The sequence below is a fragment of the Lysinibacillus sp. LK3 genome (assembly GCF_001043675.1).
Lineage (GTDB): Bacteria > Bacillota > Bacilli > Bacillales_A > Planococcaceae > Lysinibacillus > Lysinibacillus capsici.
The window spans coordinates 1-22,204 of sequence record NZ_LDUJ01000002.1 but is presented as its reverse complement, the minus strand read 5'-3'; the positions used below and the strand labels follow the sequence as shown (position 1 = coordinate 22,204).

Annotated in this window: 30 protein-coding genes; 11 read left to right on the top strand and 19 right to left on the bottom strand. The window is 36.8% G+C overall.

Annotated features, from left to right (window positions below):
* Nucleotides 1–5: 5 nt before the first annotated feature.
* Nucleotides 6–353, top strand: coding sequence for a VOC family protein (locus VK91_RS02705; protein WP_048390551.1), 348 nt, complete (start codon nucleotides 6–8; stop codon nucleotides 351–353).
* Between the two features lie 68 nt (nucleotides 354–421).
* On the opposite strand, the gene VK91_RS02700 is transcribed toward VK91_RS02705, so the two are convergent.
* From VK91_RS02700 to VK91_RS02695, 3 genes are all read right to left on the bottom strand, one after another.
* Nucleotides 422–1,582 carry an MFS transporter gene (locus VK91_RS02700; RefSeq protein ID WP_048390548.1) on the bottom strand — a complete coding sequence of 387 codons (1,161 nt, stop codon included), beginning with the start codon at nucleotides 1,580–1,582 and terminating at the stop codon, nucleotides 422–424.
* 179 nt (nucleotides 1,583–1,761) lie between these two features.
* Nucleotides 1,762–1,914: a hypothetical protein gene (locus tag VK91_RS22810; RefSeq protein ID WP_167444836.1), complete on the bottom strand. Its 153-nt coding sequence runs from the start codon at nucleotides 1,912–1,914 to the stop codon at nucleotides 1,762–1,764.
* A 125-nt stretch (nucleotides 1,915–2,039) separates the two neighbouring features.
* On the bottom strand, nucleotides 2,040–2,693 hold the full coding sequence (locus VK91_RS02695) for a hypothetical protein (RefSeq protein WP_048390546.1): 654 nt from the start codon (nucleotides 2,691–2,693) through the stop codon (nucleotides 2,040–2,042).
* A 226-nt stretch (nucleotides 2,694–2,919) separates the two neighbouring features.
* Here VK91_RS02695 and VK91_RS02690 point away from each other — a divergent pair, with 226 nt between their 5' ends.
* Complete coding sequence (locus tag VK91_RS02690; RefSeq protein WP_048390685.1) at nucleotides 2,920–3,153, top strand: DUF3923 family protein; 234 nt, start codon at nucleotides 2,920–2,922, stop codon at nucleotides 3,151–3,153.
* A gap of 37 nt (nucleotides 3,154–3,190) precedes the next feature.
* Here VK91_RS02690 and VK91_RS02685 read toward each other — a convergent pair whose 3' ends face one another.
* Nucleotides 3,191–4,126, bottom strand: a complete 936-nt coding sequence (locus VK91_RS02685) for a PD-(D/E)XK nuclease family protein (protein WP_082148111.1) — start codon at nucleotides 4,124–4,126, stop codon at nucleotides 3,191–3,193.
* A 12-nt stretch (nucleotides 4,127–4,138) separates the two neighbouring features.
* Nucleotides 4,139–4,879: a sulfite exporter TauE/SafE family protein gene (locus tag VK91_RS02680; RefSeq protein ID WP_004228897.1), complete on the bottom strand. Its 741-nt coding sequence runs from the start codon at nucleotides 4,877–4,879 to the stop codon at nucleotides 4,139–4,141.
* 93 nt (nucleotides 4,880–4,972) lie between these two features.
* Between VK91_RS02680 and VK91_RS02675 the strand changes: the two genes are divergently transcribed.
* Complete coding sequence (locus tag VK91_RS02675) at nucleotides 4,973–5,470, top strand: hypothetical protein (RefSeq protein WP_048390542.1); 498 nt, start codon at nucleotides 4,973–4,975, stop codon at nucleotides 5,468–5,470.
* A gap of 54 nt (nucleotides 5,471–5,524) precedes the next feature.
* Here VK91_RS02675 and VK91_RS02670 read toward each other — a convergent pair whose 3' ends face one another.
* From VK91_RS02670 to VK91_RS02650, 6 genes are all read right to left on the bottom strand, one after another.
* Nucleotides 5,525–6,154 (bottom strand): type 1 glutamine amidotransferase family protein, encoded by a 630-nt coding sequence (locus tag VK91_RS02670; protein WP_048390540.1) that lies wholly within the window; start codon nucleotides 6,152–6,154, stop codon nucleotides 5,525–5,527.
* Nucleotides 6,155–6,199: 45 nt separating this feature from the next.
* Nucleotides 6,200–7,186 (bottom strand): YafY family protein, encoded by a 987-nt coding sequence (locus VK91_RS02665; protein ID WP_048390538.1) that lies wholly within the window; start codon nucleotides 7,184–7,186, stop codon nucleotides 6,200–6,202.
* Between the two features lie 81 nt (nucleotides 7,187–7,267).
* Complete coding sequence (locus VK91_RS02660; protein WP_048390536.1) at nucleotides 7,268–7,900, bottom strand: hypothetical protein; 633 nt, start codon at nucleotides 7,898–7,900, stop codon at nucleotides 7,268–7,270.
* An 8-nt stretch (nucleotides 7,901–7,908) separates the two neighbouring features.
* Complete coding sequence (locus VK91_RS22805) at nucleotides 7,909–8,076, bottom strand: hypothetical protein (protein WP_016993359.1); 168 nt, start codon at nucleotides 8,074–8,076, stop codon at nucleotides 7,909–7,911.
* Nucleotides 8,069–8,254 (bottom strand): hypothetical protein, encoded by a 186-nt coding sequence (locus VK91_RS02655; RefSeq protein ID WP_048390683.1) that lies wholly within the window; start codon nucleotides 8,252–8,254, stop codon nucleotides 8,069–8,071. Before VK91_RS02655 ends, VK91_RS22805 begins: the two co-directional genes overlap by 8 nt.
* A 72-nt stretch (nucleotides 8,255–8,326) precedes the next feature.
* On the bottom strand, nucleotides 8,327–8,929 hold the full coding sequence (locus tag VK91_RS02650) for a CPBP family intramembrane glutamic endopeptidase (protein WP_004228915.1): 603 nt from the start codon (nucleotides 8,927–8,929) through the stop codon (nucleotides 8,327–8,329).
* 231 nt (nucleotides 8,930–9,160) lie between these two features.
* Between VK91_RS02650 and VK91_RS02645 the strand changes: the two genes are divergently transcribed.
* Nucleotides 9,161–9,853, top strand: a complete 693-nt coding sequence (locus VK91_RS02645) for a class I SAM-dependent methyltransferase (RefSeq protein WP_048390534.1) — start codon at nucleotides 9,161–9,163, stop codon at nucleotides 9,851–9,853.
* A 103-nt stretch (nucleotides 9,854–9,956) separates the two neighbouring features.
* Here VK91_RS02645 and VK91_RS02640 read toward each other — a convergent pair whose 3' ends face one another.
* Nucleotides 9,957–10,397 carry an N-acetyltransferase gene (locus VK91_RS02640; RefSeq protein WP_048390532.1) on the bottom strand — a complete coding sequence of 147 codons (441 nt, stop codon included), beginning with the start codon at nucleotides 10,395–10,397 and terminating at the stop codon, nucleotides 9,957–9,959.
* Nucleotides 10,398–10,507: 110 nt separating this feature from the next.
* Between VK91_RS02640 and VK91_RS02635 the strand changes: the two genes are divergently transcribed.
* Complete coding sequence (locus VK91_RS02635) at nucleotides 10,508–11,890, top strand: PLP-dependent aminotransferase family protein (protein ID WP_048390530.1); 1,383 nt, start codon at nucleotides 10,508–10,510, stop codon at nucleotides 11,888–11,890.
* 30 nt (nucleotides 11,891–11,920) lie between these two features.
* Here the strand turns inward: VK91_RS02635 and eis are convergent, their stop codons facing one another.
* From eis to VK91_RS02620, 3 genes are all read right to left on the bottom strand, one after another.
* Nucleotides 11,921–13,144: an enhanced intracellular survival protein Eis gene (gene eis, locus VK91_RS02630; protein ID WP_048390529.1), complete on the bottom strand. Its 1,224-nt coding sequence runs from the start codon at nucleotides 13,142–13,144 to the stop codon at nucleotides 11,921–11,923.
* Complete coding sequence (locus VK91_RS02625) at nucleotides 13,141–13,872, bottom strand: AAA family ATPase (protein ID WP_048390527.1); 732 nt, start codon at nucleotides 13,870–13,872, stop codon at nucleotides 13,141–13,143. Before VK91_RS02625 ends, eis begins: the two co-directional genes overlap by 4 nt.
* Nucleotides 13,873–14,307: 435 nt before the next feature.
* Nucleotides 14,308–14,865 (bottom strand): hypothetical protein, encoded by a 558-nt coding sequence (locus tag VK91_RS02620; protein WP_048390525.1) that lies wholly within the window; start codon nucleotides 14,863–14,865, stop codon nucleotides 14,308–14,310.
* A gap of 386 nt (nucleotides 14,866–15,251) precedes the next feature.
* Between VK91_RS02620 and VK91_RS02615 the strand changes: the two genes are divergently transcribed.
* Together VK91_RS02615 and fumC are read left to right on the top strand one after the other, a co-directional pair.
* The gene (locus VK91_RS02615; RefSeq protein ID WP_004228943.1) at nucleotides 15,252–15,467 is read left to right on the top strand and encodes a hypothetical protein; all 216 of its coding nucleotides are present in this window, start codon (nucleotides 15,252–15,254) and stop codon (nucleotides 15,465–15,467) included.
* Nucleotides 15,468–15,745: 278 nt separating this feature from the next.
* Nucleotides 15,746–17,137 (top strand): class II fumarate hydratase, encoded by a 1,392-nt coding sequence (gene fumC / locus VK91_RS02610; RefSeq protein ID WP_048390523.1) that lies wholly within the window; start codon nucleotides 15,746–15,748, stop codon nucleotides 17,135–17,137.
* Between the two features lie 292 nt (nucleotides 17,138–17,429).
* Here fumC and VK91_RS02605 read toward each other — a convergent pair whose 3' ends face one another.
* The 3 genes from VK91_RS02605 to VK91_RS02595 form a co-directional block, all read right to left on the bottom strand.
* Nucleotides 17,430–18,254, bottom strand: a complete 825-nt coding sequence (locus VK91_RS02605) for a hypothetical protein (protein ID WP_048390521.1) — start codon at nucleotides 18,252–18,254, stop codon at nucleotides 17,430–17,432.
* A 101-nt stretch (nucleotides 18,255–18,355) separates the two neighbouring features.
* On the bottom strand, nucleotides 18,356–18,694 hold the full coding sequence (locus VK91_RS02600; protein ID WP_048390519.1) for a hypothetical protein: 339 nt from the start codon (nucleotides 18,692–18,694) through the stop codon (nucleotides 18,356–18,358).
* A gap of 131 nt (nucleotides 18,695–18,825) precedes the next feature.
* Entirely contained in the window at nucleotides 18,826–19,557 is a 732-nt protein-coding gene (locus VK91_RS02595; protein WP_048390517.1) for a helix-turn-helix domain-containing protein, read from the bottom strand.
* Nucleotides 19,558–19,768: 211 nt separating this feature from the next.
* Here VK91_RS02595 and VK91_RS02590 point away from each other — a divergent pair, with 211 nt between their 5' ends.
* The 4 genes from VK91_RS02590 (at nucleotide 19,769) to VK91_RS23165 (ending at nucleotide 21,531) form a co-directional block, all read left to right on the top strand.
* Nucleotides 19,769–19,981 (top strand): helix-turn-helix transcriptional regulator, encoded by a 213-nt coding sequence (locus VK91_RS02590; RefSeq protein WP_048390515.1) that lies wholly within the window; start codon nucleotides 19,769–19,771, stop codon nucleotides 19,979–19,981.
* Nucleotides 19,982–20,124: 143 nt separating this feature from the next.
* Nucleotides 20,125–20,445, top strand: a complete 321-nt coding sequence (locus tag VK91_RS02585) for a DUF771 domain-containing protein (protein ID WP_048390513.1) — start codon at nucleotides 20,125–20,127, stop codon at nucleotides 20,443–20,445.
* Between the two features lie 334 nt (nucleotides 20,446–20,779).
* On the top strand, nucleotides 20,780–21,055 hold the full coding sequence (locus tag VK91_RS23310; RefSeq protein WP_053075675.1) for an AbiV family abortive infection protein: 276 nt from the start codon (nucleotides 20,780–20,782) through the stop codon (nucleotides 21,053–21,055).
* A complete protein-coding gene (locus tag VK91_RS23165) occupies nucleotides 21,055–21,531 on the top strand; it encodes an AbiV family abortive infection protein (RefSeq protein WP_048390511.1) in 477 nt (158 codons plus the stop codon). Before VK91_RS23310 ends, VK91_RS23165 begins: the two co-directional genes overlap by 1 nt.
* 215 nt (nucleotides 21,532–21,746) lie before the next feature.
* On the opposite strand, the gene VK91_RS22800 is transcribed toward VK91_RS23165, so the two are convergent.
* The coding region (locus tag VK91_RS22800; protein ID WP_048390509.1) for a hypothetical protein at nucleotides 21,747–22,204 on the bottom strand (458 nt) is incomplete at its 5' end.

The following is a 22,204-nucleotide window of genomic DNA, read 5'->3' as shown; positions in this document are numbered from 1 at the left end:
AGACGATGATAAAAGGCTTTGGAGGTATATTTTGGCGAACAAAGAATCTAGATTCTGTAAAAAAGTGGTATAGCGAAACCTTGATGCTAGAAATAAACGATTGGAATGGGACAATCATTAAACCCCAAGAAGGCAATGAAACGATCTTTTCTTTTTTCACTGAACAGGACAATTATTTTCCAGCAGAACAGCAAGTGATGTTAAATTTCCAAGTTCATGATGTAAACGAGATGATAAAGCATCTTGAACATCTTGATGTCCCACTCGCAAAACCTCTAGAGTGTAACGAATTTGGAAAGTTTATTTGGATTAAAGATCCAGAAGGACGACTGATTGAGCTTTGGGAAAAATAGTTTACCCTTGCGTTATATAAGTCAAAGAAAAAAGGACCAGACACTTGAGACTGGTCCTTCTTCCTATATTAATGGTTTGTTTTCTTATTAAGAATGTAATCCCGATAGACTAACAGAGCGACAAGAAGAAAGCTAAGGCTAACAAGTCGGAAAATCATTTCTATACTTATCCATTCAGCTAAAATTCCTAAGATAAATGCGCTCATACCTACTCCAACATCAAAACTGGAAAGAAAAGTGGCATTGGCTGCACCACTTTTGGCTTCACTTACTTTTTGAACAGCCCAGGTTTGTAGGCACGGCATAACGGTGCCATAGCCTCCACCAAATAAAATCGCGGCGATAATCAATGTGAAATTATTTGTAGTATAGGATAACACGATTAAAGATAGAAAACCGAAAATCGCTGACACAATAATGATCGACCATGGTCCATGCTTATCAAACCATTTCCCTGTAAAAGGACGTATTAAAGTGGAAACAATTGCGTTGATAAGAAAGAATAGAAAAATATGCTTTAATCCCTTTTGTTCACCAAAAAGAACTAAGAATGTAATAATAGCGCCAAAACCAAGCGTCGTCACAACAGTCAATACTGCTTGAAACCTTACTTCTTTTTCAAATATCGCTTCCATAAACCGAAATGGCTGCTTGTCATTTTGAATAGGTGTCGTTGCATGCACAAAGGAAAGCATTATGATCGCAAATAGGCTTAGGAAGGCTGACGACCAAATCAGCGTGTGAAAAGAAAAGGTACTGTAAATAAGGATACCGAGACTTGGGGCAACAATCGCTCCCACGGTTGTGGATACCGAGAAATAGCCCATTCCCTCTCCTAATCGAGCTTTAGGGATACTATCTACAGCCATTGTACTATTGGCTGTCGTGGATACACCCCACGCTGTTCCATGGAAAAGTCGGAGTAATAGGAAAATCCAAATCGTGTTAAGCAATGGATACAGCATTGTAATTATGAGTAAGGCTATACTTGCCACAATCGCTAGTTTTTTCCGCTTATGATCCATTAAATAGTACCCTACAAAAGGTCTTATCGTAATGGCACCTAGTGTAAATACCGTCGTCACCAAGCCTACTTGCATCGGATTGGCGTTTATGCTTAATAAATAGGCTGGTAAAATAGGCAATAACATTTCAAATCCTATAAAAATAAAAAAATTACTTATGAATAGAAAAAGAAATGATGAAGTAAAAATTGGTTGTTTTTTCATAGTAAATTCCTCGCTTCTAATTATTTTTCTAAATTAGAAGCGCTTGGAACACTGCAACATTCCTTAATTGTCTTAGTTTTTTTAGCAATTCACTCACCCTCTCTCCGTTTTATCACAACAAAAAAGACGCCATAAAACCGGCGTCTACCAATTACTTTGTATGGTTAAAAAGTCATTTTTCACACATGACTGACAAAAGCAAAAAGCTTCCGGTTACTACTTTCACTATGCTGTTTTCTTAAAAAACCACAGACTGGTCCCTTTGAGCCTAAATCATCTAATTGTAAAAATGTCTTTACCTCAATCGCCGTTCTTCTGAAAATAGTTTCCATGACTTTTTGCCTCCTCTCTCAAGATCAATTCATAGCTTACTATAATTTAATACAAGTTTACCACAAAAGCAAATACAATGTTGAACTATGTATAAGACGCAAAATATTTTCCACGCATGGACTATTTATAAAGTTCTTTCCTTGTCACCGTCTATTAATTGAACATGCACCTTGGAGGAGCCACCTCCCTCTATATGATTAGGAACATTTGTTAAATGGAGTAATTCCTTTAGATGAATAGCTTTTTCACGATTGGCCTCGATGGTCACATGATATGGCCCTGCTATATTCATAAGTGAATTCATCCGCTTATCGCCTTTAAAAAAATTCGTATCGATAAATTGTAAATCAAAGGACACAGCTTCATTGCTTCGATTATGTAAGACAATGGTACATTCCCCATTCATTAAGTCTTTTTCCACCATATCAAAACGACATTCTCCTTCCCCTTTGTATGAAATGGCCATAATGCCACTAGCAAAGGTTTTTTGATACGCCACGATAAGCAAATGAGGTAAAAATGAATAAAGTAATACTACAATAACAAATGTTCGAAAATGATATTTGTTGATACTCCTAAGTAGTAAAATCATAGCAATTATAAATAAAATCGAGCAAAAAATGCCGAGTAACACGTATCCATCCTGTGTTTCGACGGGAATCGACATGAATGTAGTATGTGCGATCATCGCTTCATTATAGGGATAAGGAAAAAACAGACACATACATATACCCAACATAACGATTGACCCGATAAACGCCTTTTTATTGTTAACCATATGCTGCCTCCTTTCTAAGGTAATACATAATATGCACATACCAAATTTACCATATATCCCCTAAACAAGGAATGAAGCCTATGAAAAACTTCTATTTTTAAAATAGTCAATCCGTCTGTAGGCTGAGATGTAGCACCGTCTATCGGACATTTCCAAATTTAAGGTAAATTGTTATAATTAAGCTCCGAGAGGGAATTACAAGAAGAAAGAGGTGTTCATATTGGGTATGAAAATAATTTGGTGGGCTGTAAATATTGTATGGTTATTGATCTTTTCTGGCATCGCCGTATTTATTGGGGCAAGAAATGTTGATGGTGCAGGGATTGTGCAAACACCTGAAGTGAAAATGGTTTCATTCATTATTTTGGGCATCATGTTTCTAATCGTTTTACTTGTGCAATTAATTTTTCTTTACTTTATTAAAAAAAGCACAAAAGCTCACTTTATGAAAATCACTTAAAAAGAAGCGAGAGGCTATATTAGCACTCGCTTCTTTTTCACCTTGATGCACATAGCTCCCTAAAATTACAGCCACGACAATGCCATTTTTCTTGTGTTTGTTCAAAGTCCTCGATGTCCACGGGCTCGTTGGAAAAAATATCAGCCTGATACTTTTTCATTTCTAAAACACTGCGCTGAAACGTATACAAAATATTCTCCATATCCATGTCTGTAAAACTATATTTCTTGCGCTTGCCTGTTAATAAATATTCATTATAGACCTCAATTTGCGCTAGAGACACACGGTATTTTTGCTGAACATAGTAAGCGTAGAGGGCTAATTGCTGACGGTCATCATCAGATTCTCCACCGGTCTTCCAGTCAACAATAATCCATTTATCCCTCATTTCATCATAATAATGAAAGTCCATAACAACGAATACTTGGACATCTTCTATTTTCATGGAGCGGAATTGCTCTGGTTCTCCGATACGGAGAGAGCCTTTTTGTGAGGTGATTTGCTGGAATGTTTCACTCATTAAAAAATGATGAAAAACAAGTCGTAAACGTTCTTTATAGTCTTGCACAAGCTCAGGAGAAAGGGTGCCATGATAATAGATTTCCTGCATCATATAATACTTATTTGGTTTTTGCCTCCAAAATTCAAGACGACGAGTGGAGTCAATAAAGGCTGCATTCAGCTGCCCGCGCCCCAATTGAATTAGCTCCTCTACTGTTGGAGCTTTTCCTGTTTGTAAATAATCATTAATGGCCTGCTCAATGTATCGATGGACAATTTGCCCAAATAAAATAGGCATCGATTGCAGCTTTTTTAAGCGATACACCTGTTGATGATATGGCTCCACATTGTAACTGAGCCACCCGTTATGTGAAAAGTAATATTCATAGCCGTATTTGCGGGCGCAGCTTGTCAATGTTTTGTGACGCGATAGCGACCACGAAAAGGTTGGATAGGGTGAAATTTCAAACAGGACAATCACCTCCTAAAGCTGATGGATGAAATCATAAACAAGCTGTATAATCAGCACAATCGTTACAATACGCAGTAAAAGCTTTACCTGATGTGCTTTCACTTTTCTGGCTAGCACAAGCCCAATTTGTGCACCAATCGTCGAGCCAATCATTAAAATAAGCGTTAACGGCCATTCGATTTTCCCTGTAGCAATATAGGTAATCGCTGCTCCTGAGCACATGGCAAATACCCCTACCCGTGATAGCCCCACGGCTTTAATATAGGAAATCTTCTCATGTGCATATGTATAAAGCGCCAATGTACTACTGCCCGGACCAAACATACCGTCATAAAAGCCAACTCCAAGAAGGATAGGACCGTTTTTTCGATTCATCGTAAAACGTTCCTTGTCGCCAAAATCAGCTCCACCCATAAAGGACATGACAAGCGCAAAGCCAAGTAAAATAATAGCAATGAACGTTAATGATTGACTACTCATGAATGAAGCGAAAAGTCCCCCCAATGTACCTCCGATTAAAGAGACAAGTAACACCGAACGCATTTCGTTCCATGCTAATTCCTTACGTTGATAAATTGTATAAAAGCTTGAAAAAGCACTCACCATATTGGACACTTTATTTGCGCCAATAGCCGAATGGACGGGTACACCCATTAGCATCATCGTTGGCAAGGTAATTAAGCCACCACCCCCAACTAACGTACCAATGACATTCCCAATGATGCCAATAAGTAAAAACAACAAGTATTCCATAATATCCTTCTTTCCCTAACACAAAAAGCAATCATTCTATGATACAGTATAACAGATTGTTATTATCAATGATGATGGAAATGAGGAGCAAGGATGCATATACAACAAAAAACACCTACACCACGCTTTTGTCACCAGTTAACGGTTATTGTGGTGATTATTTTTCTAGCCGGCATTACAGCGACACTCATTCAATACGGCAAGCTCCCTGCCATGATTCCTGTCTTGCAAAGCTTCACGAGTGACCATGCCCAATTCGGTCCGAAAATTGCTATTTTTTATTTACCCTTTGTCGCTCTTATGCTCTTTCTACTCTTACACTATTTAGAGATAAAGGCAGCTTATCCTGTGATGCGTAAAAATAAAGCACCGCTCTCCCATAAACAGCGACAAAATGGCATCCTTACGTTTTGTCTCATCAAAAATAGTATTCTATTGTATTTTACCTACTCCCTATTCAATGACCTGACGGTAGCTCTAGGACGTGAACGTATTTTACAACAATGGCATGCTTACTTATTTTTACTGCTGTTATTTGGCATCTTCATGATAGGGATTGTGCGAGGCATTTTGTTGGCTAAAAAAAGTTAATGTAAAAAAAGAGAGCATGTTTTAACAATGAACATGCTCTTCTTAGACTAATTATTATTCAATGGATGTCATTAATTCATAAAAATATTTTTTCTCCTGCGTCTCATAAAGCTTATACCAAGCATGTAATGTTTCAGGTGTAAAAACATCGAGCAGCCTCAAAACATGGTAGGCAAAATCCAACGGTGCAATGCCAGATGCCGTTACTAAATTCCCTTCAGTTACGGCTGGCTTCTGTTTAAAATATTCATCCCCAATATAATGTGGACAAAGCATCTTCAAGTATTCGAGATCGTTGCTCGTATGTTGTCTTGTATCAAGCAAACCAACCTTTGCGAGACCAAATGTTGCACCACAAATTGCAGCTACGAAAACATTTTCGTTCAATGCTTTTGAGACTTCATTCAATACAGGCTCATGAATAGATTCTAGCCATGTATTGCCTCCTGGAAGAATCAAGACATCCATGCTATTCAAGTGACATTCAGCAACGGCCATCGTTGGAAGTATGGTGATGCCACCCATCGTCGTAACAGGACTTCTATCAATCCCTACTGTCATCACCTCTAAAGGCTCTAATCCCTTTTTAAAATATCTACCTGTATTTAATTCAGCCATTAAATACCCTATCTCCCAATCTGCCATCGTATCAAATACATAAAGATATACTTTTCTTGTCTGCATAATAAACACTCCTTTTATTGAAACTATGCTTAGTATAAAAAAACTTTACTGACATTCTCCGTCAGTAAAGTTTTCATTTTCATAAAAATGGATGAGCTCATATAGAACGTCAATTATCTTTTGCTTTAAACTTATGGGTTCTACTACTTGGATTGATTTTCCATAGGGAAAAAGTAAATAGGGTACATAGGTATGTAGTGCTTCCTCATCTACTAAAAATATTGCGTTCTTATTGGTGCGTTCTTGGAGGTGATACTTTAAAAACCAATGCTGACTGATTGCATCCACAGCACTTGTCTTTCCACAAATGATGAAGGGCACAGGGTTCTTTTTATGTTGGGCTTGGGGAAAAAGGCTTTTCATAAAAAAATCACTGGCAGAGAAAGATTGTGGTCGTTGGAAGGGAATGCCTGTTTGATGCAGACTACTAATTCGGCCTACTTTAAAAGTACGGATTTCATTTCTTACATGACAAAATGCAACGACATACCAGTTTTGTTTCCAATAAACCAAACCATATGGATTAACCACCCTAGACTTAGATTGCTCTTCATTATTAGTATGGTATTCCATTTCTATAGATGTTCTCTTTACTATACTCTCTTCTAATTTTTTTAACAGTGGCTCCAAGGAGGATTCATCAGGACCGATTATCTCGAAACCTTGTAAATGCTGTTGAATCATTTTTTCTTGCTCTTGATTTGAATACATTGTAAGCTTTGCTGTTGCACTGTTTAATGCCTCATCTAAAAAATAGCCAGCTTCTTTTGCAAAAATAGAAGCATGAAGTAATGCCGCTTTCTCATCGACATCAAAAATAAGAGGACTTTTAATAAAATTATTCAACAGGGTATATCCTCCATGATGACCTGTTTCAGCTATAATCGGCACACCGCTGGCAGAAAGTGAGTTAATATAGCGGTAAACGGATCTGATATTAATCTCTAATTTTTCAGCGATTTCTTTCGCGGTAATTTTCCTACCTGAATTTAACATCCATAAAATCTGCATCATTTGATCCATTTTAGACAAACATTTTCACCTCATTGAATTAATTTATGATTTCTGACACAAAATCAGGCTACCTGATACTGTTATCAAGTAGCCCTTCGATTATGCCTTTACCAATTCATCTTCCATTTGCTTAAAATTATGTATTAAACCGTATTTCTGTATGCCACGTGCTTGTTGAATGCTGGCATCCGCGAATTCGCGGAAATTAGCCTGATCCTTTATTGTACAGGCATAGACCGCTTCAATTGCAGGTTGCATCCACGGCTGTGTTAATTTATCACTTCTCATATCGGCCGCTCGACCTTCCAGCGCAGCAATATAGCATAGTGCATAGCTAGTTAAAGGCTCTTTTTCGATTTGTCTTGCGGCTACTTTAGCAGCACCAAGATTCTCCTCCATAATGGCCTTAATAAAGAGGTAATTGTACTTAATGGCTGGCTGCTTATAATGATGGATGATGACATCGATTGCCTGAATCTGTTCCTCTTTTGTCCCGTAAGCTGATGCATAGAGAGCAGCAAATATAGGCTCTTTTCGGTGATTTTTAACCCATTTATCCACCTGCTCCATATTGTTTGTGCGATATAAAATATGTATATGGCGATAAATCATCCCTACCGCAATTAATGCAAATATCCCAAGAGAGATGGATAGTCGAACACCCGCTAAGGACAGCGTCAATGCCAATAAAATAATAGCTAAATAAAAGAATGTTAATTTAACAATTTTCATATTACCTCCTACTGTAATTTCCTACGCATTTTACGAGAAAAGATATAGCCTGCCCCTATAAAAAAGATAAGAGCCATCACTTTCATAATAGGAATAATAAACAGCTTGCTAATAACGACTACAACGAGGATATAATAGACAACCATCGCCAGTAAAAACAATGTCAGCTTATTCACGAAGTTCCCTACTTTCCTTTAGTGCCGCCTCAATCGCTGCTAAAGCTTTTGGACCCATCCCATGAAGATGAGCTAATGTAGAAAGCTCAACTCTTTCTAGCTGCTTCAATTCTGTATAGCCCGCTGCATGTAATGCGCGAATTGCTGGTTTCGCTACTCCCTTAGGCCACTCTGTCATGCTTGCACGTCCCTTCACGAAAAAATCTTCTCTGCCCTATTATGCAAGTGACTGCAAAGAAATGCAAATAAGTCAAAATTTAAACATATACAAGCACGCTGCTATGAAATTAACGATACTATGGATACTCCAGCTAGTGACAATGGAACCTCCAGCAATTCGTTCGTTCACCCAGCCCATCACATAGCCAGCAAGCGCTGTAGTAAGCACAACTAATAAGATTACATGAAGCGGAAGCACCGACCATAGCATGGCCCCATGAACACAGCCAAAAACAATACTTTGCAAGAGATTTGCTACTTGAAAATCAAAAATCTTCATCAATCTCTTTAATAAAAAGCCGCGAAATAATAGCTCCTCTGATAAACCTGTTTGAATAATAGCGTAGAAAAGTGCTGGAATGACGGCAGCAGCTCCAAGTCCCGCGAATTGATTCGCCGCTAGCAAGGAGCGATCAATATAGAAAAAGACTAGCGCAAAGCTCGGTATTAACATCGTGAAAGTAGAAAGTACAATGTACATAGCATACCTTCCCTTGTGCACAATAATAGGCTTTTGCAATCCTATCCACGTTAAAAAGGGCTGTTTTTTTCTCGCTGTACAAAGCCACCAAATAAACGGAATCACTGAAAATAACATCACTTGCAAAATGGCACTGATTAAACTATTCATCATCTTATTTCCCCTCCTGTTTACTACAAGCATAGAAGAAAGTGCCATTTTTTTCAATAGATATTTAACGATAAACATTAAATTATTTATCTTTATTGTTAATTATTAAATGTTTTACAATAAAAAACGATGTCTAAGGGCTTCTCCTTTGTCTTTTCAGTTACTTTCATTTATACTCAATTACAGATATTAAAGGTCTGTAATAGAGACGATAAAACACTGGAGGCTATCACAATGCGTACATTATCTACACAATTATTAGAAAAGGCACAAACATATGAGCACAGCACAAGAATTTCAGTGCCTGCCTATGACACATTATTTGCCGTGACACAAGCCTATTTCCGCATGCATTTAGGAGAACAAGAAGCATCCCTGCTTGTTGTAGGAGCTGGTGGGGGCAACGAGCTTTCTGCATGGGGACCAACAAACCCTAAATGGATGTTCACTGGGGTTGATCCATCTGAGGAAATGCTCCAAATTGCACAACATAAAGCCGTGCAACTGGATATTGAAAGTCGCGTTCAGCTACTACAAGGAACAATTGAGCGCTTACCCCAATCAACACCGAAATTCGATGCGGCAAGCTGTATCCTAGTTCTTCATTTTATTGAAGATCGACAGGAGAAACTCCATCTACTGCAAAATATTCACAAGCAATTAAAACCTGGAAAGCCCTTTGTCCTCGCTTGTGCCTACGGAGAACGAGAAAGTGACGAGCTACAAGATCGCATCAAAATATGGCAAAGCTACTTTTTAGAGGCCGGCTATACAAAAGAAAAGGTAGATAGCATGGGCAAGGGCATCATGAATATTTCCTTCCTCTCCGATCAAGAAATCCAACAGCTATTAAGTGAAGCGGGCTTTCAAAACATTACCTGCTTTTTCTCCTCAGGTCTCTTCGCAGGATGGATGAGCCACGCATAACCACAAAGCCCCCATCATAGTCACAATCAATGGTGGGGGCTGAAACTTAGATTTATAGTGGTATTGAGCGGGTTCTCCACCAACACCCATCACATCGAAAAAATCACCAATAAATACTGTAATAATAAACAGTTTCATCAATCGTCATGTCCATTTTTTCATAGAGCTTCTGTGCTTGGACATTATCTCTGGCAGTTTCTAGCATCATGTAACGCGCATCTTCCTGCTGACAATAGCTATAGCATTGCTCCATCAACGCCTGTGCTACACCTTGTTTTCTGGCTTGTTTCGCCACAAATAAATCATTTAAGAGAAACGCTCGTTTCATAGCTACGGATGAAAAGACTGGAAACAATTGTGCAAATCCAACTGGCTCCTCCTCCAAATATGCCAGGAAAATAATAGACTCTGCTCCCATTACTCGCTCCTGTATAAACTGCTCAGCTTGCTGTAAATCAGATGATTGTCCATAAAATTCACGATAGGCATTAAATAATGGGACTACGTCTCCCATCGTTTGCTGTGTCACCATACAAATTTTCATATTTTAATCTCCATTTCCTTTTGATTGTCCTTCTAGTATGATGGTAGTAAATAATCTGACATTTCAAAAGAAACAGTTCCAAACATTTTAACATGTCAAGGTGGTGCCTTATGGACGATTTTATCTTTCTATTAACAGAAAAAGAGGCAAAATATAAGCAAGTGTACCAGCAAATTAAAGCACTTATTATGCAAGGTTCACTTCAAACAGATGATTCCCTGCCCTCTATACGAAAACTTGCAGATACTTTACAGGTCAGTCGTAATACTACATTAACCGCTTATGAACAGCTTGTAGCAGAAGGATATATACGTGGGAAGGGACGAAAAGGCTATTTCGTCAATGCACTAGAGCAGGTTTTTCTAAAGGAGCAGGAACAGCCCCCTATGTCACAGCCAAAAAAGAAGGCTGCATCCTATCTTGTAGATTTTCGCGCTGGGGCTGTCGATCAGCAACATTTTCCTATGAAAACATGGCGCCAAATTGCCAATCAAGTATTACAGGAATCAACCTGTTACGAATATGGAGAATTGTTTGGAGAATCAGTGCTAAAGGAGCAGCTTGTGCCGTATTTACTGCAAGCAAGAGGGGTTTATACAACGAGCGACAATATCGTTATTGGTAGTAGCACACAGCAAATGCTCTTGTATCTTGGCTTTTTATTAAAAGATACTTTCCCAAGCATTCTTTTGGAAGACCCTGGCTATGATGGTGCACGTGCAGCCTTCCAGTTAAATCACTTCGAAATAGAGCCACTACCTGTAATGGAAACAGGAGCTCAACTTGACATACTTCAAAACTGTCAATCACGCTTAATGTATGTCACCCCATCACATCATTTCCCATATGGTGTGTCCATGTCTATTCAGCAGCGACAGTTCTTAATACAATGGGCTCAACAAGTCGATGGTTATATTCTAGAGGATGATTATGATGGAGAGTTTCGCTATACGCAACAGCCATTTCCTGCCCTTGCTTCCATCGACTCATCAAGGGTAATCTATCTCGGCACCTTCTCCAAATCGTTTTTACCAGGTGTGCGTTTAAGCTATATGGTGCTACCAAATGCACTTGTTCAGCCCTATAAAGAGCGTTTTGCTCATTTTGAACAAAATGCTTCGTCCCTCCATCAACGCACAATGGCCCAATTTATGGCGCAGGGAGAATGGTCACGCCATATTAAACGAATGCGTTTGACCTATAAACAAAAAATGCAGCACCTTGTACAGGAGCTACAACGACATTTCGGTCAGCAAATATCCGTGTTAGGCGAGCAATCAGGACTATATGTATTAGTGAAGATAAAGTCTCCGCTTTCCGAGCAGCGGCTGATCCAACGAGCGGCGACTTACGGTGTGAAGGTTTATCCGACAAGCCCCTTTTTTATCCATCAAAAAAATGAGGAACCAATGCTGCAATTAGGCTTTAGTAAATTAGCGCTGGAAGAAATCAAGCTGGGCATTGAGCTGTTAAAAGAGGCGTGGCAGCCATAACCGTCAACGTTATGGCTCTTACCATACCACTTAAAAATAATCAATGAATGTTGGGATACCTACTGGTAAAACCGCCTCGAGCAATGCAATTTCCTCTGCACGTCCCTGTAATCGTTCAATTCTTTCTAAATAGGTTGGACGTTTGTAGCCTAACAGCATAGTAGCCAGTGTTTGCACTGTTAAATGCACAGCATTCATGTCCAACGTCTCACTTACCTTCTGAACAGAAAGGTTTCCATCTTTCATTTTGATGATGTAGGTGCCATTATTCCACGCCACAGTGCGATCACTGACAGCTAGCTGAAGCTCGAAATTCTGACCAATAAATGGATAGCGCAGTAAAAATTCTTTGACATCGACGATTCTTGCCATGAAATAAGGCGATACCTTTTGAATGATCTCACTGTCCTCTAATAGAAAGGCTACCGCTTCATTACCGGTTGTTTTCCCGTAGACATTGTAGACCATCGAGCTGTGAGCCGAGACGAAATTCCATAAACCTTTACGAGCCTCTTCCTGCAAATAGACGATTTCATCAATGTAATAATTTTCCTCCATAATACGATAGAACATGTAGCCCTGTGCCACATCTTCTTCATCATAGTAGACCGCTGCCTGAAGGTTCACATCACTATCTATAAATTTCTCCTCCCAGAAATCCTCCTGAAATTTCTCGTTCCAGGCAATACTATTGCGCACCATTACCCCATGCGTTTTCTGCGCATAGCGTGCGTAGATATCCACCACATCCTCATGCTTCGGATCAACACGGCGAATTTTCCCATTAAGCCCAGCATAATGAGGAAGCTGTGTATCCTTCACTTGAAATTCCACAATATCACTCATAATTTCCCATCCCTTTTTGCGGTAATAAGGGATAGAATATGGAAATAAATAGGATATATACTGTCCTTCATTTCGCATACTTTGCAGACTTTCAATTATCAAGCTCTCCATTAAGCCATGTCCTGAATATTCAGGGTATGTCCCAACTGCTGTGATGCCACCCATTTCATAAATCTTCCCATGCACATTTACCTCAAAAGGCAAACTTAAAATTTGCGATACAAGCTGTGAACCATCAAACCACCCGATAGCATGCCCTTCATTAAATTGCCTACTCTTCGCATTCACAAAGCGACGATCCTTGTGAATGGACATTGACATTTGAAAGACATAATTCAGTAAATCAATGGACTGTGCCATTTCATCCAATCGAATTTCTCGCATGATTAAGCCTTTTCGTTGATTCATGATTCCCTCTCCTCATCAAATAACTCTCTTAATATCGACTGTGGTGCATCCAAAAAACGTTTGGTCACGATGTAATGAATGGTATCCTCATAGCGAATAGATTCAATTTCTCCTTGATCAAAACTATAAATCGTTGCATTCGGATAGCCAAGCAAAATGGGTGAGTGTGTAGCAATAATAAATTGTGCCTCATGCTCGAGGTCCTTGATTATTTTCAGCAAGCTCAGCTGCCTCGTTGGAGACAATGCCGCCTCAGGCTCATCCAATAAATAAATGGCTTTACCCTTAAAGCGATTCATAAATAACGCAAGAAAGGATTCACCATGAGATTGATGATGTAGTGATTTCCCACCAAAAGCAGCATATTTGTTTGGATGGCGCTCTAACAAATCAATATGACTGGCAAATTGATAAAATGTTTCTGATCGAAGGAAAAACCCATTCGATATTTTCGGCAGCCACGACAAACGGATATATTCCCCCAATGAAGATTCCGCCTTATGTACTTCATATAAATTTTGACGACCGCCACCAGCCGTATTGAAATCGCAACGATCAGCAATCGCCTCAAGTAATGTTGATTTCCCCGAACCATTTTCCCCAACAAAGAACGTCACATTCGTTGGGAACTCCAGCTCATGCAAATCCTGCAAGCTTGGAATATTAAAAGGATACTCCTGTTTATTGGGAATCGTATCCTGTAACACCTTACATGACTTTAAATACATTTCATTTCCTCCTTACTCTTATTATAGCGAACATCCCTCAAGCTGAAACGTAATCCACCCACCTGTTTAATTGAAATGTCACCTTTTTATGTATCCACCCGAGCCAGCCCAACATAAATAGCCTAAAACAGCTGACGAAGTCCCTACCATTTTCACAACTCGCTATGAGATATTTCCCGAGAAATAAATAAAAAACATGTCGAAAGTTGCAATTCCTACATGTAGTATCATGTCATATTTTTGATTTTTTTATAAAAAAAGTGGACATTGACCTCCTCTCTAACTGATTAAGTGAATGATTTCCCTGCAACATGCAGTAGTGTTTTCCATTGCAATTTTATTTCGCAGTGGCTTGCTGAATAAGCGGGGTGCCTCTCTTTTCGATCACCTTGGTTTCCTTTCTGAGCGATTCCATCCACTTTTGGATTACTTTCATTACCCAAATTGATCCGATTCAAAAAAAGGCTCAATACCTATTTCTTTTAATAAGAATTTCCGATGACTTCTTTTATCTACCAAATGTTGTTTAGGTATTAAAATTTCTTCTCTTAATCGCTGAAACAAATTCGGGTTATGCTCTGGAAACCATTCCTCATATCTGATCCCTTGATTTATTTCTATTTTTATTAAAAATAAAACAATATCTTTATACATATAGGGGAATTCTTTCTCTATCTGCTCATGATGTGCTAACAATGCATAAAGATAATCTTTTAAACGATAAAATCGCTTCTGGTCTAATGGATTTGAGCTCCATTTTTTATTTTCCTCCCACTCTTGTATGGGCTGAAATATCTGAAGAGAACCCGTTTCCCAAGTACCCAGCATACAAGTAAATGCAGCTATAGCGTATTTTCTTGTTTCATCATCTGGATCTCCAAAATATTTATAGTAATCCTCCCGATACTTACTAAAATTTCCGCTAGTATGATAACCCCCAATAGCAAAACCCTCCAACCCTCGTTTTGCTTGTTCAATGATATTATTTGTCATTCTACTTACTCGCCTCCTTTTCTTTACTATCTAATCATGTTAATATAACGTGATATTAACATAATTAACCAACCCGAAATGTAAAATATATTTATTCCATTCACCCACAATATGACTATTAAGTATTGTATGGGATTCTACGCCTCTTTCCCCTCACTAAGTTATAAACTTCTATAGGAAACTAATTACTAGTTTTCCTCTGTGCTTGGCTCTCTCATTTTATGATTACCTTCAGTAACTCGATGAGCGGGTTTCCTCTCTTTATGATCACCTCTAACAGCTTTTCGAGCGGTTTCATTCATTCTTTGCTCACCATCTCCAAAGTTCTAACTATTATCCCTCGCTCATAAATTGAGTAACAATCAAAAGTCAGAAGGAGAATCGCGATGTTTGTGACGCATTACTACGAAAACAAGACGTCTGTTTTAAGTCAATTGCTCGTCAAGCTACCTACTGTGGAAGAAGATATTCGCATTAAAGGGCGCAAGGCAAAGGTGTTGGAGGTACTTCAAGTTGATGACAACAATTTTCATGTGAAGATATTATTCGAAAAAATCCCTAAAAAGCAGCCTCTTAAAGAGCTTGGAAAGAAAAAGAGATAATCAACTAAAACATGGTTTATTCCCTTAATTTTCGGGAATAAAATAGGTAATGATTGCGAATCATTCACTTTAAATTTCTTCAAGCAAAACCGTTGACTTTTTAATTGATAACAATTATCATTATCAATAGATTATTTCTTTCTCCAAATTGCTTCATTCAGAATCCCCCTCTTTTTTGAATAAGCATGTATCAAACGGATATTCTTACATCAGACTAAGAGTATCCGTTTTTATCTGTACATGAGGAGAACTTTACATACTAAAGGAGCTGTTTTGACATGGATTATCGTATTGAAAAAGACACTATGGGTGAAATTAAAGTACCTGCTAATAAAATTTGGGGCGCGCAAACACAGCGCAGTAAAGAAAATTTCCAAATTGGTACAGAACAAATGCCAATCGAGCTTGTGCAAGCTATGACAATCCTAAAGAAAAGTGCGGCGATTGCGAATAATAAACTAGGCAAACTTTCTGATATTAAAGCAAATGCCATCGTGCAGGCTGCAGATGAAATTTTAAATGGTCAATGGGACGATCAATTTCCTCTTGTGGTTTGGCAAACTGGTAGTGGTACACAATCCAATATGAATGTGAATGAAGTCATTGCTCACCGTGCGAATCAGCTATTAGAGGATGCTGGTGAAGCGGACCGTATTCATCCAAATGATGATGTCAATAAATCACAAAGCTCAAATGATACATTCCCAACAGCATTGCATATTGCGGCTGTTTTAAAAGTGGAAGATTATTTATTACCAAGACTACGTTTACTAAAGGCAACTTTGGAAGATAAAGCAGCTCAATTTAAGGACATTATTAAAATTGGTCGTACGCATTTACAGGACGCGACACCTCTCACATTAGGTCAAGAAATTAGTGGTTGGGCAGCCATGCTCTCAAAATCAGAGCATATGATTATCCAAAATATTGACTATATGAAGGAGCTTGCAATTGGTGGAACAGCGGTCGGTACAGGAATCAATGCTCACCCTGAATTTGGTGATCGTGTGGCTGAGGAAATTAGTGAGCTAACAGGCAAACAATTCACATCAGCTGCAAATAAATTCCATGCCCTAACAAGTCATGATGAAGCAGTTGTAGCACACGGTGCATTAAAGGCTTTAGCGGCTGATTTAATGAAAATTGCCAATGACGTTCGCTGGCTAGCAAGTGGCCCTCGTTCAGGTATTGGGGAAATTACGATCCCAGAAAACGAACCAGGCTCTTCCATTATGCCAGGTAAAGTAAACCCTACCCAAAGTGAAGCAATGACAATGGTTGTCACGCAAGTAGTTGGAAATGACGCAACGATTGCCTTCGCCGCTTCGCAAGGTAACTTTGAATTAAACGTCTTTAAACCAGTCATCATTTACAACTTCTTGCAATCAACTCGCCTATTAGCGGATACAATGAAATCATTTAACGACCATTGTGCAGTAGGCATTGAGCCAAACAAAGAAGTACTCGATCATAATTTACAAAATTCATTAATGCTTGTGACAGCGTTAAACCCATATATTGGCTATGAAAACGCAGCAAAAATCGCAAAACAGGCCCACAAAGAAGGCACGACCTTAAAGGCAGCAGCCATCGCAAGTGGCTTACTTACAGAAGAACAGTTCGATGAATATGTAGACCCAGCAACAATGATTTATCCGAACGTAAAATAAAATTAATGCAAGCTGACATAAGAGTATCAACGTCTCTGATAATATCCCCCATTTTGAGCAACGAATGTTAATGTATTTTACGGCATGTTATTGGGGCAAAGTGGGGCTAGATTGGGGCTAATAAAATACGGCGAGCGTGTGTACAGGAATGTGCGAGTTATAACAGATTGGGGCTAACTGCCCCGATCTGTTTTGTTTTTCAATTATAAACTTACATAAAAAATAGCACTGCTCGGCACAGTGCATTATTTAGTTTATTGATATTTCATTTCATAATATGAGACTTTAATGTTCAACTATGATTAAGAGTTTCATATCGTTTATATTCTTGAGAATTTACATACACTACTAGGAAAATTACAAGAGTCATCAAAAATGTTAAAAAACATAAAAATTGTATTATATCAGTCCAATTCAGTAAAATCCCTATAACCGTTGATACAAGACTTATTCCACTAATGCTGATTGCAATTATTTGTACTATTTTAGTACGTTTTTGATGAGCATATAATATTTTATGAATAATAGCCCCTTTGTCTAATTGAATAATGAAATCCTTATTATACCAATCGTTCATTAAACGCTTTTTATTTCGATTGTTTTCAACAAGAATTGAATTGTCATCAACTCTTCTCATTATTTTAACTTTAATACCTTCTTCTGTTTCAATAATATAGTCTAGTTTGATTATTAATATTTGTAATAGTAGATGAAGAAGAACCGTAAATCCTATTATTACCACGGCTGAAAATATAAAAATTAACCAAAAATACAGATTTTGATTTTTCTCGTCTATGTTCGCATTTTCTTTAACTATAATCTTTAGGATTGGTCCTAAAAATAATAGAAATGGTACATTTACAAAAATCACCTGCGAAGCATTGTACTTAAACTTCTGAAAATCAGTCATTAACTTCTTTTCTAAATCAGTTATATTTTTAGTTGAAATATACTCTCTCGCTATTGCTACAATAACAAAAATAATTACCCATAAGTACTTATTGTCTATAAAATCTTTTATAAAATCCATCATTCTCCCCTTCCATTTACTCATTTCGACAAAAGGCAAGGATTTCCTTCTAAATTGGACAATAAAAAAAGCTTGCTTATGTTGCATTACCTTCACCAAACCACAAAAACATCTGCCATAGTAAGTGCTTTATAAAACATATCAACTGGACACGTCAAATTTAGCAATTCCTCATTTTGAGTAACCCATTACACACTCAAAACTTCTGAATCGCCCTTAACTACTGTGTTGAATAGTTCTTCTGAATGAATGTTAATCGCTTCAACTTCTCTTGCCATTTCTTTAAACAATGGATAAAATCCCATATCAATCAAACGAACAGTATCTCGTATTTCATTGATTGATAGATATGACATGCCAGGATCTTTATCCCAACCTTTATATGTGATTTCATCAATTCTTTCCATTAGCCTTGATACTGCATTCTTCACAACCTCCAACTGAATCATCTGTGCTGATAAGTTATATACATTACCACTGTTTTCTTCTACGACTGATTGTAATAAGTGTTGTTTTTGTTGTTGCATGTTCATCATTCCCCTTCTATAATATGAGTTATTTGTTTGCTACTACTTTTAAAAGTAATTGTTTATTATGGTCAGACATGACACACCATTCCTTGGCTGTAACTTTCATGTGTCCTCACTTCCTTCATATTTTAAAATGCTGTTGGTTTATCTCTTTCTGTTATCCAGTTGTAAAAAGGCATTGGACGCTCTCTATATGCTGTTTCTTCTATAGATGATGATTTAGTAGACTTATCACCTAAACGCTCTACTGCCTTGCTATACGCTCCTACAAATATGGCTCTTAATGTACTTGCAATAGTTAATGTACCATTCTCAATATCACAGATAACGTTAGCTAAAACGTCCTTTGCATTCACAAAATTACGCATATTGTTCATTTTTGTAGCTAATATGCATTTGTGTAATTGGACTTTAAGATTGTCCTGCATAGGCAATGAGTATATAAATTCAAATAGCATCACCTGATAATCATTCATAAACTCTTTACAGGCTTCTTTTTCAGCCCGAGCTTGGTTATACGCTTCATGTAATGGAACAACCTCATATTCCTCGATAGGCCCGTCAGGATCTTCACATGTTTCACATTGGCTAGGCAAAATTATATAGATGTTTGCACCACAACCTCCCTTTACCTTCGTAGTTTTCTGTTTTTTGATAATACCGAGTAATTCTAATTTCTTGATAGCTCGATAAACTGTCTTTGTGCTGATCTCCAATGCTGCAGCAATTGTAGCAGCTTTCAAATGACAAGCCCCTGGATACTCCAAAGAGTGTCCAGCAAGTTTGAAAACGATGGCACGTTCTGATTCAGTTAAATTGTAGTAATGAGCTGCAATGTGTTCTTCAACAGCTGTGTCCATATCTGCTACTGTTTCAAATGTTTTATAAGTTGCTAAGTTTCAAATGCCATCGTTTTCACCTCACTTCCCTTTAATACCTATAACTTTACTTCTCTACAACTGACTATATTTTGTTGTCATAAATATATCACCGACTATATTTTGTTGTCAACTATATTTCATTGTCGCTTTGTTATTATTTTTAGTATAAAATTATAGGAGAGGTGATATTGTGAGTACTCGAGCAAAATCAAGGTTAAAAATAATCTTGGATGAGAGGGGAATTTCCATCCGAAAATGTGCAGAACTTGCTGATTTAAAATTTGAAACAGTTCGTAAAATGTACAACGATGAAGCTAAACAATACCAACGTGATACACTTGGATCATTATGCAAAGCATTGAATTGCGAAATTAGTGATCTTTTAGAACTCATTGAAGAATAGAAACACAAAAGCATTTACTCTATTTGGAGTGGATGCTTTTTTAATAAAAACTATAAAATGCTTCTATTTTTACGGAAGCAATCATATTAAACAACTAATACTTACCAAAGATATTAAATTCCCTTAAGTTGGAGGCAAATTAAATGCAGCAATTAAAAGTAAATTTGACGATTTCTATACCTGAAGAATATGTACTCTTAACAAAAGTTGAATTTCAGCAATTACAACAAGAAAAGTTAAGTGGCCAGTATTGGACTATGAAAGATTTAGAAAAACGTGTAGGCAAAGAATGGCGTTGGATAAAAGACAACATTCTTTACCCAACAAGATTTAAAAAAATCTTAGATGTTAACAATGGTGGTTTTGTATATTATCCCGAAGGTAGAGGGAAAAATTGGTCTTTTCACGCAAGTAAAATGGCACAATTTTTGGATGATAATTTTCATTTAATATTTGGTAGATGAATCAAAATGAACATAAAAACAGCTACTCGCTAAGAGTGCTGTTTTTCTTTTGGCCATAATAAAAAGCAACCATATTTCTGCAGCTGCTTGATTATATATATTAATTATTAAGAGCATGTTTTAAAAGATTAAAAGAATAAATGATTAAGGTTCGAAATTTATTGGTTCATGCTTACTCCCCCAATGAGTTTTAGGATTTCAACGGTGGGACATTTCGGTGGGACATTAAAATTACTAAGATGCTACTTCTTTTTTATAGCCTTTTTACTTTATCTACTGATAATATATTAATAAGGAATATTTACCAATAAATCAGTAAAACCACGGTGATCAAATGAATCTAAACAATGAATCTGTAGAAACATTACAAATTATATACAACAAAATTTATAAGAATGCGAGCGAATTGATAGAAGATGGAATAATATTATTAGAAAAGGATAAGTATTCAAGATCCTACTTATGTTTTCAAATTGCATTAGAGGAACTTGCAAAATTACCTATGATTAATTCAATTGCATTCAAAGTTTTCAATAAAGAAAAGGTCGATTGGAAAACTTTAAATAAGCGACTAAGAGATCATCACAAAAAAATAGGCAATCCATATTGATGGCACATTCTCTATCTCCACTTATTATTTTATACATGGACAAAGACCTACACACATTATCAGTTGAAGATATAAAAAATACATTTAATACGTTTAAAGGTTCCATTACAGAAAAACTGGAAATATTTTTAATACAACAATTTTTAACATTAAAAAAATCTTTTAATAAAAGTGACGAAATTCTTCAATTAGCCGAACAAAGGAATGCAAAAAAAAACCATAGCCTTTATGCTGATTTTTACGAAAATAACTTTCAGACACCTAATGAAATAATTACCGAAGAAGATACTAAAGGGTTAATGATAGAAGTTTTAATTCAACAATTAATTATAGAAATACCAAACATCCATGTAAGTGGTTTTAAATTAAAAAAAGTAGAAGAAATAGAAAGAAATAAAGACTCAATAGGAGAATTAGCTTTAAAAAACATTCGTTTCATGGAAAACTTGGTTCAACATCAAACAAAAAAAGAATAACATCAATATAATATTGCATATCGAAAGACTTACTTAGATTTAAAATTATATTAACTTCACAAAAAACACTTTCGGCTGAGAGTTGCAGCTGAAAGTGTTTTTCTATTGGAAATAATGAAAAGCAACTACAATAGATAGATTAGTTAAATGATATTATCAATTCCATATAATCAGACATCATTTATATAATTTCTATAATCAGAACATGATAATAGTTAAATTACAAGATGATTATTATACGCAATACTATATTCATATATTTCTTTAGATATTTTTTCTAACTCATATCTTTGAAAGTCTAAAAGGTTTTTTTTGAAATCTAAAAAAACACTCAATTCCTCAGAATATTTATTTTTGAGAATTGTATCTTTTGTAGCATTCATATTTTCCATATATTTTTCGATGATATTCTTTAAATCAAATTTTTCTAAAGGATTAGATGAAAGAGGTCTAATTATATATTCTTTGTTTTTTTCTTTCTCTTTTTTTGAAAGTAACTTTTCCTGATCTATTTTTTCGTAAAAATCCTCTAATGTATTTTCAAAAGTACTGAAGCTTTCACCTACAAAACTATTTTCAAATAGATATTTAATTAAATTATCGTAGTATGGATTATAACTATGTAACCCCTCTTTTAAATCTAGGAATTTTAAATAATGTATCAATTCAGGGA